The organism is Streptomyces sp. NPDC088725 (genome assembly GCF_044751305.1).
In the GTDB taxonomy this organism is placed as follows: Bacteria; Actinomycetota; Actinomycetes; order Streptomycetales; family Streptomycetaceae; genus Streptomyces.
In genome coordinates this window covers 40,872-54,643 of sequence record NZ_JBIVLO010000007.1, presented here as the reverse complement: position 1 = coordinate 54,643, position 13,772 = coordinate 40,872, and the positions used below count along the sequence as shown (strand labels likewise).

The 13,772-nt window shown below is 69.7% G+C and carries 13 protein-coding genes and 2 tRNA genes; 14 read left to right on the top strand and 1 reads right to left on the bottom strand.

The genetic code is table 11. The features are described from left to right. The first annotated feature begins 35 nt into the window (after nucleotides 1–35). Nucleotides 36–623: a hypothetical protein gene (locus ACIP6N_RS18950; protein ID WP_401816968.1), complete on the top strand. Its 588-nt coding sequence runs from the start codon at nucleotides 36–38 to the stop codon at nucleotides 621–623. A 119-nt stretch (nucleotides 624–742) separates the two neighbouring features. Beyond that, nucleotides 743–1,840 (top strand): hypothetical protein, encoded by a 1,098-nt coding sequence (locus tag ACIP6N_RS18945; protein ID WP_401816966.1) that lies wholly within the window; start codon nucleotides 743–745, stop codon nucleotides 1,838–1,840. 39 nt (nucleotides 1,841–1,879) lie between these two features. On the opposite strand, the gene ACIP6N_RS18940 is transcribed toward ACIP6N_RS18945, so the two are convergent. Next, complete coding sequence (locus ACIP6N_RS18940) at nucleotides 1,880–3,040, bottom strand: M48 family metallopeptidase (protein WP_401816965.1); 1,161 nt, start codon at nucleotides 3,038–3,040, stop codon at nucleotides 1,880–1,882. A 175-nt stretch (nucleotides 3,041–3,215) separates the two neighbouring features. Between ACIP6N_RS18940 and ACIP6N_RS18935 the strand changes: the two genes are divergently transcribed. The 12 genes from ACIP6N_RS18935 to ACIP6N_RS18880 all read left to right on the top strand — a co-directional run bounded on the left by ACIP6N_RS18935 (nucleotide 3,216) and on the right by ACIP6N_RS18880 (nucleotide 13,515). Beyond that, nucleotides 3,216–3,371 carry a hypothetical protein gene (locus ACIP6N_RS18935; protein ID WP_401816963.1) on the top strand — a complete coding sequence of 52 codons (156 nt, stop codon included), beginning with the start codon at nucleotides 3,216–3,218 and terminating at the stop codon, nucleotides 3,369–3,371. 185 nt (nucleotides 3,372–3,556) lie between these two features. Continuing rightward, complete coding sequence (locus tag ACIP6N_RS18930) at nucleotides 3,557–3,718, top strand: hypothetical protein (protein WP_401816961.1); 162 nt, start codon at nucleotides 3,557–3,559, stop codon at nucleotides 3,716–3,718. A 52-nt stretch (nucleotides 3,719–3,770) separates the two neighbouring features. Beyond that, a complete protein-coding gene (nadD, locus tag ACIP6N_RS18925; protein WP_401816960.1) occupies nucleotides 3,771–4,400 on the top strand; it encodes a nicotinate-nucleotide adenylyltransferase in 630 nt (209 codons plus the stop codon). Between the two features lie 23 nt (nucleotides 4,401–4,423). Continuing rightward, nucleotides 4,424–6,241, top strand: a complete 1,818-nt coding sequence (locus ACIP6N_RS18920; protein WP_401816959.1) for an LCP family protein — start codon at nucleotides 4,424–4,426, stop codon at nucleotides 6,239–6,241. Between the two features lie 113 nt (nucleotides 6,242–6,354). After that, complete coding sequence (gene rsfS / locus ACIP6N_RS18915) at nucleotides 6,355–6,795, top strand: ribosome silencing factor (protein WP_401816958.1); 441 nt, start codon at nucleotides 6,355–6,357, stop codon at nucleotides 6,793–6,795. Beyond that, complete coding sequence (locus tag ACIP6N_RS18910; protein ID WP_401817371.1) at nucleotides 6,792–7,445, top strand: histidine phosphatase family protein; 654 nt, start codon at nucleotides 6,792–6,794, stop codon at nucleotides 7,443–7,445. Before rsfS ends, ACIP6N_RS18910 begins: the two co-directional genes overlap by 4 nt. Before the next feature lie 95 nt (nucleotides 7,446–7,540). Next, nucleotides 7,541–7,613, top strand: a tRNA-Ala gene (locus ACIP6N_RS18905). Between the two features lie 238 nt (nucleotides 7,614–7,851). Then, complete coding sequence (locus tag ACIP6N_RS18900) at nucleotides 7,852–8,085, top strand: hypothetical protein (RefSeq protein ID WP_401816957.1); 234 nt, start codon at nucleotides 7,852–7,854, stop codon at nucleotides 8,083–8,085. Between the two features lie 255 nt (nucleotides 8,086–8,340). Then, nucleotides 8,341–8,413 (top strand) — tRNA-Ala (locus tag ACIP6N_RS18895). Nucleotides 8,414–8,730: 317 nt separating this feature from the next. Next, nucleotides 8,731–11,607 carry a leucine--tRNA ligase gene (gene leuS / locus ACIP6N_RS18890; protein WP_401816956.1) on the top strand — a complete coding sequence of 959 codons (2,877 nt, stop codon included), beginning with the start codon at nucleotides 8,731–8,733 and terminating at the stop codon, nucleotides 11,605–11,607. 171 nt (nucleotides 11,608–11,778) lie between these two features. Beyond that, entirely contained in the window at nucleotides 11,779–12,582 is an 804-nt protein-coding gene (locus ACIP6N_RS18885; RefSeq protein ID WP_401816955.1) for a hypothetical protein, read from the top strand. Nucleotides 12,583–12,669: 87 nt separating this feature from the next. Beyond that, on the top strand, nucleotides 12,670–13,515 hold the full coding sequence (locus ACIP6N_RS18880) for a DegV family protein (protein WP_401816953.1): 846 nt from the start codon (nucleotides 12,670–12,672) through the stop codon (nucleotides 13,513–13,515). The last annotated feature ends 257 nt before the right edge of the window (nucleotides 13,516–13,772 follow it).

The window sequence follows — 13,772 nt, the reverse complement described above, 5'->3', positions numbered from 1 at the left end:
TGCCCGGAACGAGCACCCCGGACTACCCTGAGAGGATGCCGGACGACGTGGGGGGCAGGCCGTTCCCGGACGGCTGGGAGCCCGACGACGACCGCGGAGGCGCGAGCGAGGACTTCGCCGCCGTGGTGTTCGACGAGTCCTTCATCAGGGCAGCGACCATCCACGAACCCACCGCCGTCGAGCGGCTGCTGGCCGCCGCCCAGGCACGTGCCGAAGCGGAGGCGGCCCGCGCGCGCTCCGGCGGTGGACCGAGCGACGACGACCTGTTCGACGAGCTGTACGGGCCGGGCGGCGCCGCCGAGTACGGGCGTTCCTTCGACGGATACGACTCCGACGATCCCGACATCCTCTCCGGCCCCTACGGACAGCACGGCGGCGCACTCCGCCCGTATCGCGGCAGCGCCCGGTGGCACCGTCCGGTTGCGTGGCTGCTCGCTCTGGTGATGGGCGTCGGCATGATCGCCCTCGCCTTCACGGCGGTCTACCGCGGCTCCTCGGACGACCGCAGGGACCCGGTGCCGCAGCCCACCAGCACCGGGATCGACGTACCGAGGATGAGCCTTCCCTCGGCCTCGGCGGCGTTTCCCGCCCCGTTCATTCCCGTCGTGCCCCACAGACCCTGATTCGCCCCCGGATCGCCGCAGGATCTTCACACTTCACTCGAACGGTCCTGTCCGGTCTCGTCCGAACTTGCCCCCTGGCAGGGCGTTTATGGTGTCCGATTCCGACCTACCCTGAAGGTATGGCAGAGCGCGGAGACCCACCTCAGGGGCCGTCCGAAGGGCTCCCCGGCGGCAGTGATGACGAGTACCGGTCCGTCGTCTTCGACGAATCGTTCATTCGTGCTGCCCGCCTCCAGGAGTTCTCCGCGCGGGAGCGGATGGGCGACCACACACCCGCCGTGCGGACCATGCCTCCCCGGGTGTCGAAGAGGGGCCTGCGCAGCGCGTCGAGGCAGCTGCTGATGCTCGTCCTCGTGGTCACGCTCGCCTTCGGCGCCGCGATCTACCTCGGGGTGCGTCACCCGTACCGCCCACCGGGCGGCGACCCGGGCGCCGAGCAGCCGCGGATGACCGTCATGCCGCTGGCTCCGCGCGGCCCCGTGCCCGGCGGCAGACCCGCCGACCTGTTCGCGCACAGCCCGGCCGCGCGGTTCCGCTCCGGCGCCTCCGGCATCACGCTGCCCACCGTCCGGAACACGAAGAACTTCACGGAGAGCCAGGTCGTGGCGGCGCTGATCACCGTCAAGGACTATCTCGTGGCGTCCTCGCTGGATCCCGACGTCCTCGCCGGCCGGACGGTCCAGCCCGTACGGACGCTGATCGACCCCGATCAGCTCAGCCAGTTCGACCGGAGTCTGGCAGCGGGGGATCCGGGCGGCCGGCACGCCCTGGCCGGCTGGCTGGTGCGCTTCGACCCGGCGCAGGTGGCGCCCGCCGACGCGCAGGTACGGGTACGCGGCACGCTCACCGTCCTGGACCGGGGCCCCGGAGCCCTGGAGGTCGTCGCCGACCACACGTTCGTCTACGCGCTGCGGCCCGCGAAGTCGGACAAGCTGCCCGTCAGGGACGCCTCGCTCTACGTCGTCCGGCGCGAGGTGCGCTTCCGCTTCGACGCCGACGCGCTGCAGCAGCACCGTACGGAGGTGCTCGGCAGCGAGGTCAAGGCCGGTCCGCAGGCCTGCACGGCCACCGTGCCGGACACGCTGCGGCCACTGCTGGCCGGTCAGCGGGCCGCGAGCACGGGACCGGCCGACACCAACCCGTACGCCCTGGGAACGGCGGGAGCCGCGCTCTGCGGCGCTCTGGACCCGGCGGCGGAGCCGAGGCCCGGCGGCTGAGACGCCGGGCCTCGGCTCGCCCGTCCTGCTCGGTCCCGACTACTCGGTCCCGGCGGCGGGGCCGCCGGAGCCCGGCCCGTCCGTGTCGCCGGGCGTGTTTCCGTCGCCCGCCGCGTTGCTGTCGCCCGGCGCGGTTCCGTCGCCCGGCTTGGTACCGGGACCGCCGCCGCCCGTGAACCGGTCGCGCAGCTTGCCGCCCAGGTCGCCGGCCCCGCCCGTGATGTCGCCGACCAGCTTCATCAGCGGATCCTTGCTGCCCCGCACCGTGTCGGCGTAGTGGGCGGCCGACTCACGGAACGAGTCCCTGACCGAGGCGTCCTTGTCCTCGTCGCGCCGGGGGTAGTGGCCGTCCATGATCCGCTGGTAGTCGCGGCTCTCCGCCCACTTCTTCAGCTCGGCGGCGCGCACCGTGGCGAACGGGTGCGAGCGCGGCAGCACGTTCATGATCTTCAGCACCGAATCGCGCAGGTCGCCGCTCGACTCGTACTCCTCGGCCTGCTCCAGGAACGCGTCCACGTTCATCTCGTGCAGATGATTGCCGCCCGCGATCTTCATCAGACCGCGCATCGACGCCCGCAGGTCCTGGCCGACCAGCAGCCCGGCCCGGTCCGCCGACAGCTCCGACTTGCGGAACCACTCGCGCAGCGCCGTCACGATCGCCATGATCGCGACATTGCCGAGCGGGATCCAGGCGACCTTCAGCGCGAGGTCGGTGAGGAAGAGCAGGATCGTCCGGTAGACGGAGTGACCGGAGAGGGCGTGACCCACCTCGTGGCCCACGACCGCCCGCATCTCCTCCTCGTCGAGCAGCTCCACCAGGCCCGTGGTGACCACGATGAGCGGCTCGTCCAGGCCGACGCACATGGCGTTGGGCCGCGGATCCTGCGCGACGTACATCACCGGGATCTTCTGGAGGTCCAGGATGTAACAGGCGTCCCGGAGTATCCCGTGCAGATGGGCGAACTGAGCCTCACTCACCCGGACGGAGTCGGAGAGGAAGAGCAACCGCAGACTGCGCTCGGGCAGCAGCCCGCTCAGGGCCTTGAAGACCGTGTCGAAACCGCTGAGTCTGCGCAGCGCGACCAGCGCGGAACGGTCCGCGGGATGTTCGTACGTCCGTGAAGAGATGCCGGGGAAACGCCTGCGCTTGCGCATTGGCACGTCTCTGTCACCGGCGGCTTCGCGACTGTCTTCGCTCATGGAAATCCCCTGTTCGTACGAGTCCAAGGCTCGTCCCCCTGAAGGGATCAGCGTAGGTGCTGGGTCTACCGTGTGGCGGGGGACCGCGGCCGGGTTTCTCCGGGGACACTCCCCGTACGTTCCGGAACGGCCCTCCGGAGCGCAGGGCCGAACTGAACCGAGGAGCGCACCTGACATGCCGGAATCCGCCACATGGCTCGCCGCAGCGGCGTCCGATCAGCAGGGGCCCGGTGCCACGCTGCGGATCGTCCTGATCGTCTCGATGGTCGGGGCCGTCTTCCTCGCCTGGTTCCTGCTGCGCGGATACAGCGACAACGACAAGAACGACTGAGTCGGCGTGAGCGGGCGGAGGGTGCCCGCATACGATGTGCCCGAAGTCCCGGCTCGGAGTCGCCGCCCGGAGTCCTCGCGCCGGGATCTCCAGCGACTCCGGCAAAATGCTCCCCGGGAATTCTCGTTCCGACTCCTCCGACCCTCTGACTCTTCCGACTCCTTGACGAATAGGTCCTGCTGAAGATGAGCCTCAACGGCACCGCCGCCCATCTGGTCACTCTCGCCGAGGGCGCCGAGCACGGCGGCAACCACGAAAGCCTGAGCCCCTACCTCACCGGAGGCGGCGCGCTGTTCATCCTCCTGCTGCTGCTGTGGATCACCACGCGCTTCAACCGGGACCGCTGAGCCCGGACCACCGGGACAGGGGCGTAAGTCTGTGCCAGTAGGCTCTGGACGCATGGGAGAGCAGCAAGTGCCTACCGGCTCCGGTTCCGGTGGCGGCAAGCGCCGACTCGGCGTGATGGGTGGGACGTTCGATCCGATCCACCATGGACACCTCGTGGCGGCCAGCGAAGTGGCGGCCCTGTTCCATCTCGACGAGGTGATGTTCGTACCGACCGGGCAGCCGTGGCAGAAGAGCGAGCGGGCGGTCTCTCTCGCCGAGGACCGTTACCTGATGACGGTCATCGCGACAGCGTCCAACCCGCAGTTCTCGGTCAGCCGTATCGACATCGACCGCGGCGGTCCGACGTACACGATCGACACCCTGCGGGATCTGCGCGCGCTCAACGACGACGCCGACCTCTTCTTCATCACCGGCGCCGACGCGCTCTCGCAGATTCTGAGCTGGCGCGACCACGAAGAGCTGTTCTCGCTCGCCCACTTCATCGGAGTCACCCGTCCCGGTCACGACCTGACGGCCGACGGACTGCCCAAGGGCGGGGTGTCCCTGATGGAGGTTCCCGCCCTGGCCATCTCGTCGACCGGCTGCCGGGGACGGGTCGCCAAGGGCGATCCGGTCTGGTACCTGGTGCCGGACGGTGTGGTGCGCTACATCGACAAGCGCCAGTTGTACCGCGGCGAGTGAGCCACGGAGAGGGGCACCCACCGGTGAACGATCAGCAGCCGTACGATCCCTACGACCCGTATTACGCGCAGCAGCAGCCGCAGATCGTCGGGTACGACGAGTACGGGCAGCCGGTGTATCAGCAGCAGGCCCAGCAGCAGTACGACGCCTACGGGCAGCCGCAGCAGGGGCAGGCGCAGGGCCAGGGGCAGACGCAGGGGTACGACCCGTACGCCCAGCCGCAACAGCCGCAGCAGTACGACCCGTACGCCCAGCCCCAGCAGCAACAGGGCTACGGCTACCAGAACGACTACGGCTACGACACAGGCCGGCAGCCGGCCTACGACACCGGTCAGCAGCCGGCGTACGACACCGGTCAGCAGCCCGCGGTCGTCGACACCACCCAGCAGTGGAACATCCCGCACCAGCAGGCCGGCCCCTCGTCAGTTTCCGGTCCCGCTCCCGCTCCCGGTTCCGGTTCCGTCCGGGCCGAGGAACGCTACGACGAGCGTCAGGACAACCGGCAGGAAGAGCGTCAGGACGAGCCCGAGCAGCCCGTCGTGCCCGAGCAGCGCCGCGCCCCGCAGGACCGCGCGCCGCAGGACCGCGACTACCGGACCGAACAGTTCGCGTTCATAGAAGAGCCCGACGCCGAGTCCGAAGACGTCATCGACTGGCTCGCCTTCACCGAGAGCCGCTCGGAGCGCCGTGAGGAAGCCAGGCGTCGGGGCCGCAGCCGCGTCGTGGCGCTCGTCGTCGTCCTGGCGCTGGTGCTCGTCGGTGGCGTCGGCTACCTCTGGTACGCGGGCAAGCTGCCCGGTACCGGCGCGGCGGACGCGAAGGGGAGCGCGGCGGCGGGACCGCAGAAGCGCGATGTGATCGTGGTCCACCTGCACAACACCAAGAAGAAGGGCACGTCCACGGCGCTGCTGGTCAACAACGAGACGACCGGCCAGGGCACCACCGTCCTGCTGCCGAACTCCCTCTCCGTCGCCAACGACGACGGCACGACCACCACGCTCGGCAAGTCCGTGGACGAGGACGGCTCCGACGGCACCCGCGAGGCCATCGGCACCCTCCTCGGTACCAAGGTCACCGGCACCTGGCGGCTCGACACCCCGTACCTCGACAACCTGGTCGAGCTGGTCGGCAATGTCGACGTGACCACCGACGTCGACGTCCCCGACGCCAAGAAGGGCGCGACTCCGCTGGTGAAGAAGGGCGAGAACCAGACGCTCAGCGGGAACATGGCCGTCGCCTACGCGACCTACCTGGCCCCCGGCGAACCCGAGGCCAGGCAGCTCCAGCGCTTCGGCCAGGTCCTCCAGGCCGTCCTGCGGAAGATGTCGGACGACCCGAAGGCCGCGACGACCACCGTCGAGACCCTGGCGCAGATCCTCGACCCGTCCCTGACGGAGGCGGATCTCGGCGCCTCGCTCGCCAAGCTCGCCGAGCACGCCAAGGAGGGCGACTACAAGTCCGCCGTCCTGCCCGTCCAGCCGGACGGCACGCTCAGCGAGCAGGCTTCGGAGAGTGTGGTGAAGGACATCCTGGGCGGCTCGGTCAGCGCTCCGGAGGAGGGCGCGGCCGTCCGTATCGGGGTGAAGAACGCCAGCGGCGACAAGGACGCGGCGGAGTCCGCGCGTATCTCGCTGGTCAACGCCGGCTACAGCTTCGTGGACGCGGGAACGGCGGCGGCGGTGACGTCTTCGCAGGTCACCTACGCCACGCAGGAGAACAAGGCGCAGGCGGAGGAGATCGCAAAGACGCTGGGTCTGCCGGCGAGCGCGGTCAAGACGGGCAAGGCCGACGCGAAGGCCGACGTCTCCGTGGTCCTGGGCGGGGACTACAAGGCCGACTAGGGCGGGGACCGGCCGGGCCGGGGTGCTGCCCCCGGCCCGGCCCGCTCTTGTCCGGGCTGTCGGTGGTCCGTGAGATCCTGGGTAACTCCACCACCGTCGACGAAAGCCTGCCAGTGACCGCTACTGATCGCTCCATCGAACTGGTCAACACCGCCGCCCAGGCGGCAGCCGACCGGCTCGGACACGACATCATCGCGTACGACGTCAGCGATGTGCTGTCCATCACGGACGCCTTCGTGCTCGCCTCCGCGCCCAACGACCGCCAGGTCAAGTCGATCGTCGACGAGATCGAAGAGCGGCTTCAGAAGGAGCTGGGCGTCAAGCCGGTGCGCCGCGAAGGCGACCGGGACGCCCGCTGGATCCTCCTGGACTACGTCGACATCGTCGTGCACGTCCAGCACAGCGAGGAGCGTGTCTTCTACGCGCTCGAGCGCCTGTGGAAGGACTGCCCCGAGCTGCCCCTGCCCGAGGACGCCGTGAAGACCCGCGGCAAGGCCCAGGAGCACGCCGAACTCACCGGTTCCGCCGGTGACGCGGACGGTGAGCAGAGCTGAACGGCAGCAGACGCGGCAGGGGCCGCCGCATCGTCCTGTGGCGGCACGGCCAGACGGCCTGGAATCTGGAGAACCGTTTCCAGGGTTCCACCGACATCGAGCTGACCTCCGAGGGCGTCGCCCAGGCGCACCGCGCTGCCCGGCTGCTGGCCTCGCTGAAGCCGGACGCGATCATCGCCTCCGACCTTCGGCGGGCCGCCGCCACGGCCGCCGAGCTGTCCGCCGTCACCGGCCTCGACATCACGTACGACGCGGGACTCCGTGAGACGTACGCGGGGGTCTGGCAGGGCCTGACCAACGACGAGATCATCGCCAGGTACGGCGAGGAGTACGCGGCCTGGAAGCGCGGCGAGCCCATACGGCGCGGTGGCGGCGAGCTGGAGACGGAGGTCGCGGACCGCGCGGCCCCCGTGGTGATCGAGCACGCCGAGAAGCTGCCCGACGACGGCACACTCGTCGTGGTCAGCCACGGCGGCGCGATCCGCACCACGATCGGCCGGATGCTGGGCCTCGAATCGCACCACTGGGAGGGCCTCGGCGGCCTCTCGAACTGCTGCTGGTCGGTCCTCGGCGAAGGCGCGCGAGGTTGGCGCCTGCTGGAGCACAACGCGGGAACGCTCCCGGAGCCGGTGCTCGGCGACGACGACTGAACGCTCTCCCCGGGCTGGACCGGGCGGATTTCACTTTCCGGCAGGTCGCAGGCTAAAGTTCTTCTTGTTCGCAGCGCGGAGCGCGAAGAACACGCGGGGCTATAGCTCAGTTGGTAGAGCGCCTGCATGGCATGCAGGAGGTCAGGAGTTCAATTCTCCTTAGCTCCACAATCAAGAATCCCGTCCCCGGCAGGGGGCGGGATTTTTCTGTACCGGAGGCTGTACCGGCGGCGCGGCCGCTCATGGCAGAATCGGACGGCCGGGAGGGGACGAGTGCCCGGACCAGGAGGAAGAGCACCATGTCCGCCAGCGGCGTCGAGGAGCTGATGACCTGCGTGCCCGGGTGTTCCGCATGTCCTGTGTGTCCTGTGTGTGCGCGGCCTGCGGCCGCGGCTGGAGCTGAGTGATGGGTGCGCACAGGCGTACATGCGACTGGTGCGGCAGCGGTACGCCCATCGTCCGGGACATGGATCCGCTCAACCCCGACTTCCAGTACTGGTGCGAGGAGTGCGCGCGGGCGCTGATCATAAAAGGCGACCCCATCGAGACCTACCGCGAACTCGAGGGCGAGCCGATCTACGGCCGTCTCCTGGACGATCACTGCACGCTGAAGCGCTTCTACTCGTTCGCCACCGCCTGAACCACGGGCTCGGTCCACCGGTCTGAACCACGGGCTCGGTCCACGGGCTCGGTCCACGGGCTCGGTCCACGGGCTCGGTCCACAGGTCTCGTCAACGAGCCTGGCCCACAGGCCTGATCCGGGCCGCGTCCGGCCCCCGTTCGCGAGTCTCGTTCCGCCGCCCACACGTCCGCGCGGTAAGCGATTTGGCAGTGGGCGCCGGTGCCGTTAATGTTGTCGATGCCGCAAGGGATACCCCGGAGCGGTACACAACACGGGGCTATAGCTCAGTTGGTAGAGCGCCTGCATGGCATGCAGGAGGTCAGGAGTTCAATTCTCCTTAGCTCCACAGTGGATCGAAAAGTAAGCAGGAAGAAGCGGGTCATCCGGATCGGGTGGCCCGCTTCTTCTTGTTCGTCGTCCGGGCGGCGTCGGAGCGGCGTGCGGGCGCAGCGAACTGCCGTGCGTGCCGTCCGGGCCCTGCGGTAGCCTGAGGCCATGCGTGCCGTACGCCTTCTGCTTAGTGAGCCGCGCTGATCAGTCCCGACGGATGAACGATCCGGTCGGAATCAGCGCGGCGGCCCCCTCCTGTGCGAGGGGCTTTTTCATTTGCCGAGACGCAGCCGAATCCGCTGGCAGAGACGATCGATGGAGTTTCAGAGGACCATGAGCGAGACGAACCCCGCTGCCGCAGAGTCGGCCGCGCCCCACCGCTACACGGCTGCCATGGCCGCTGACATCGAGGCACGCTGGCAGGACTTCTGGGCCACCGAGGGCACGTACGAGGCGCCCAACCCGTCCGGGGAGCTGGCCGGTGACCCGGCGCTGACCGCCAGGCCCAAGAAGTACGTCATGGACATGTTCCCGTACCCCTCGGGTGCCGGTCTGCACGTCGGTCACCCGCTGGGCTACATCGCCACCGACGTCTTCGCCCGCCACCAGCGCATGAGCGGCTACAACGTCCTGCACACGCTGGGCTTCGACGCCTTCGGCCTGCCGGCCGAGCAGTACGCCGTGCAGACGGGCACGCACCCCAGGACGTCCACCGAGGCCAACATGGTGACGATGACGGCCCAGCTGCGCCGGCTGGGCCTGGGCCACGACAAGCGCAGGGCCGTCGCCACGATGGACCCGGACTTCTACAAGTGGACCCAGTGGATCTTCGTCCAGATCTTCAACTCCTGGTACGACAAGGAGGCGGACAAGGCCCGTCCCATCAGCGAGCTGGTGGCGCAGTTCGAGAGCGGACGGCGTGCCACGCCGGACGGCCGTGCGTGGAGTGAGCTGACCGCCCGCGAGCGCGCCGACATCCTGGGCGGCTACCGGCTGGCCTACGCCTCGGACGCGCCCGTCAACTGGGCACCGGGTCTGGGCACCGTCCTGGCCAACGAGGAGGTCACCGCCGAGGGCCGTTCCGAGCGCGGCAACTTCCCGGTGTTCAAGTCGAAGCTGCGGCAGTGGAACATGCGCATCACCGCGTACGCCGACCGGCTGCTGAACGATCTGGACGAGCTGGACTGGCCGGAGGCCATCAAGCAGCAGCAGCGCAACTGGATCGGCCGCAGTGAAGGCGCGCGTGTCGATTTCCAGGTCGGGGACGCGGGCGCCATCACCGTGTTCACCACCCGTCAGGACACCCTGTTCGGCGCCACGTACATGGTGCTGGCGCCCGAGCACGAGCTGGTCGGGAAGATCGTCCCGGCTGCCTGGCCCGAGAGCACGCACGACGTGTGGACGGGCGGTCACGCGACACCCGCCGAGGCCGTCGACGCCTACCGCAAGCAGGCCGCCTCGAAGTCCGACGTCGAGCGGCAGGCCGAGGCCAAGGACAAGACCGGTGTCTTCACCGGCGCGTACGCCACCAACCCGGTCAGCGGCGAGCAGGTGCCCGTCTTCATCGCGGACTACGTCCTGATGGGGTACGGCACCGGCGCGATCATGGCCGTACCGGCGCACGACAGCCGCGACTTCGCGTTCGCGCGCGCCTTCGAGCTGCCGGTGCGCTGTGTGGTCGAGCCGACGGACGGCCGGTCGACGAACACCGCGGAGTGGGACGACGCGTTCGTCTCGTACGACGCGAAGATCGTCAACTCGACCGGTGAGGGCATCACGCTGGACGGTCTGGGCGTGGCCGACGCCAAGGCGCGGATCACCGACTGGCTGGTCGCGCACGGGATCGGCGAGGGCACGGTCAACTTCCGGCTGCGCGACTGGCTGTTCAGCCGGCAGCGCTACTGGGGCGAGCCCTTCCCGATCGTCTACGACGAGGACGGCATCGCCCACAGTCTGCCCGAGTCGATGCTGCCGCTGGAACTGCCGGAGGTTGACGACTACTCGCCACGGACGTTTGATCCGGACGACGCGGACACCAAGCCCGAGACGCCGCTGTCGCGCAACGAGGCCTGGGTCGACGTCGAGCTGGACCTCGGCCGGGGCGAGGGCGTCAAGCGCTACCGCCGCGAGACCAACACCATGCCGAACTGGGCCGGTTCGTGCTGGTACGAGATGCGCTACCTGGATCCCCACAACAGCGAGAAGCTGGTCGACCCGGCCATCGAGCAGTACTGGATGGGCCCGGGCGAGGGCCGGCCGCACGGCGGAGTCGACCTGTACGTCGGCGGCGCCGAGCACGCCGTGCTGCACCTGCTGTACGCGCGCTTCTGGTCCAAGATCCTGTTCGACCTGGGAGTCGTCTCGTCGGTCGAGCCGTTCCACAAGCTGTACAACCAGGGCATGATCCAGGCGTTCGTCTACCGCGACGCGCGCGGGATCGCGGTGCCCGCCGCCGAGGTCGAGGAGCGGGACGGCGCCTACTGGTACGAGGGCGAGCAGGTCAGCCGCGTACTGGGCAAGATGGGCAAGTCCCTGAAGAACGCCGTCACGCCGGACGAGATCTTCGCCGAGTACGGCGCGGACACGCTGCGGCTGTACGAGATGGCGATGGGCCCGCTGGACGTCTCGCGTCCCTGGGACACGCGCGCCGTGGTCGGCCAGTACCGGCTGCTCCAGCGGCTGTGGCGCAATGTCGTCGACGAGGCGACGGGCGAGGCCACGGTGGTGGACGGGGACGCCGGCGAGAGCACCCTGCGCGCGCTGCACAAGGCGATCGACGGGGTCGCGCAGGACATGGCCGGGCTGCGCTTCAACACCGCCATCGCCAAGATCACCGAGCTGAACAACCAGCTGACCAAGGCGGGCGGCCCCCTCACGCGGTCGGTCGCCGAGCGGCTGGTGCTGCTGGTCGCGCCGCTGGCGCCGCACATCTCGGAGGAGCTGTGGCGCAAGCTGGGGCACACCGACTCGGTCGTGCACCAGGACTTCCCGGTCGCGGATCCCGCGTACCTCGTCGAGGATTCCGTGACCTGCGTGGTGCAGATCAAGGGCAAGGTCAAGGCGCGGCTGGAGGTTCCGCCGTCGATCTCGGACGCGGAGCTGGAGGCGCTGGCACTGGGTGACGCGGCGGTTGTCGCGGCGCTGGACGGGGCCGGTATCCGCAAGGTGATCGTGCGGGCGCCGAAGCTGGTGAACATCGTTCCCGCGTAGCTTCGGCGCGCGGGGCGTGCGGCCTCCGTGCGTGCGGTTTCCGCGCGTGCGGCTTCCCGCCAGGGGTTTTTCCCGGGGCGGGCCGGTGGTTCCGACGGAACCACCGGCCCGCCCTTTGCGTTTACGGTGGAGGGGTACACAACGTGCGCCCCCGACTCGGAAGGACCGTTGATGGAAGTCGTGATCCTGATCCTGGTACTGATCTTCGCCGCCTTCGTGGCGCTGGGCGTGTACGTGGGCGTCAAGACGATCGGCGCGGCGAGGTCGGCCAAACTCAGCGTCGAACGCGGGATCACGCAGGCGCGGCGCAATGTCGAGGACACCACGCTGCGAGCCAGGAGCCTCGGGCAGCCCGGCATCCCCGGGGAGCTGGCCCAGTTGCGGGTCCGACTGCGTACGTCGATGCGCGCCACGCAGGACGCGCTGCACGCGGGCGCCGCCGAGGACGCGTCCCTGTCGGAGTCGGTCGGCCTCTTCGAGCGGCTGAGCGTGCACGGCCGGGAGCTGGACGACGAGTTGAAGCTGATGGAGCGTGAGCCGGACCGGGCGAGGGTGGCCCGGCGCCTCACGGAACTGCGCGAGCGTACGGAGAAGATCACGCATTCGGCCGACTCGCTGCGCTGGGCGGCGCGCGACCGCGCGCTCAAATTCGCAGAGGACGACCTGTCGGCGCTGAGCGCGGAGATCGACGTGGAGTCGGGCGCGCTGCGGCATTGGTCAGCGGCGGACGCACCGGCGGCCGGTCCCCGGGCGGACCAGCCGGGGGCAGCTCCGACGTGGCCAGAGCCTTCACCGGCCGAGGGAACGCGGGCAGGGGCGACGCAGGCGGAGTGGCCGTCGGCGGAGGGCACAGCCGCGGAGGGACCACAGCCGATCGGGCCGCCGGACTCCGGGCGGCAGGGCGGTTATCCCTGGCAGAAGTCCCCCGGGGCCACCCGTCCGGGATCCAGGAAACGTCCGGAAACCACGAACTGACGGGATGAGACATGGGCCGTGCCGCGAATGATCATTGAGCCGGGCCCGGAGGTCCGATCCGGGGCGACGGCGGGTAATCTCCCGCTCATGTCCTGCCATGTCGCTGTCGTCACTGATTCAACGGCCTATTTGCCGCCGCAGGCGATGGAGCGGCACGGCATCACCGCGGTGCCGCTGACCGTGGTGCTCGGTGACCGCGCGCTGGAAGAGGGGACCGAGATCTCGGCCCGTTCGCTGGCCCTGGCGCTCCAGAAGCGCAGCTCGGTGACGACGTCGCGGCCGAGCCCCGACATGTTCGCGGCCGCGTACCGCGCGGCGGCGGAAGCGGGAGCGACGGGGATCATCTCCCTGCACCTGTCGGCCGAGTTCTCCGGGACGTACGACGCGGCCGTGCTCGCCGCGAAGGACGCGCCCGTACCGGTCCGGGTGGTGGACACGGGCATGGTGGCGATGGCGCTGGGCTTCTGCGCGCTGGCGGCGGCCACGACGGCGGAGGCGGACGGCACGCTGGAAGAGGCGGTGGCGGCGGCGGAGAAACGCGCGGCGGGGACCTCCGCGTATTTCTACGTCGACACGCTGGACTACCTGCGCAGGGGCGGCCGGATCGGGGCGGCGCAGGCGCTGCTGGGCTCCGCGCTCGCGGTGAAACCGCTGCTCCAACTGGACGGCGGGCGCATCGAACTGCTGGAGAAGGTGCGTACGGCGTCGAAGGCGATCGCGCGCCTGGAGGAGATCGTCGCCGAGCGCGCGGGGGTGAGCGAGGTGGACATCGCCGTGCACCATCTGGCGGCTCCCGAGCGGGCGGCGGCGCTGGCGGAGCGGCTCCGTGAGCGGGTGCCCGGTCTGGTCGAGCTGCATGTGAGCGAGGTGGGCGCGGTGATCGGTGCGCACACCGGGCCGGGACTGCTGGGGGCCGTGATCTCGCCGCGCTGAGGCGGGGTGGTTCCGGCTGATCCCGGCCGGCCTTCTGGCTGGGATCCCGGCTGATCTTGCTCTGTTTCGCGCGCTGCTGACACCCGTACGGGTGGCGAAGTTATCCACAACTGGGCGGTTTTCCACCGGAATTGAGCGTGATCAGCGGGATCCGGCAGACCTGTCTACCGTCCCGTGGCATGGCTCTCCGAACACGTTCCGCAACCAGCGGCCCGGGTCGCGCCCCGGGATCCGACCGCCGCGTCCGCGCCCGCCAT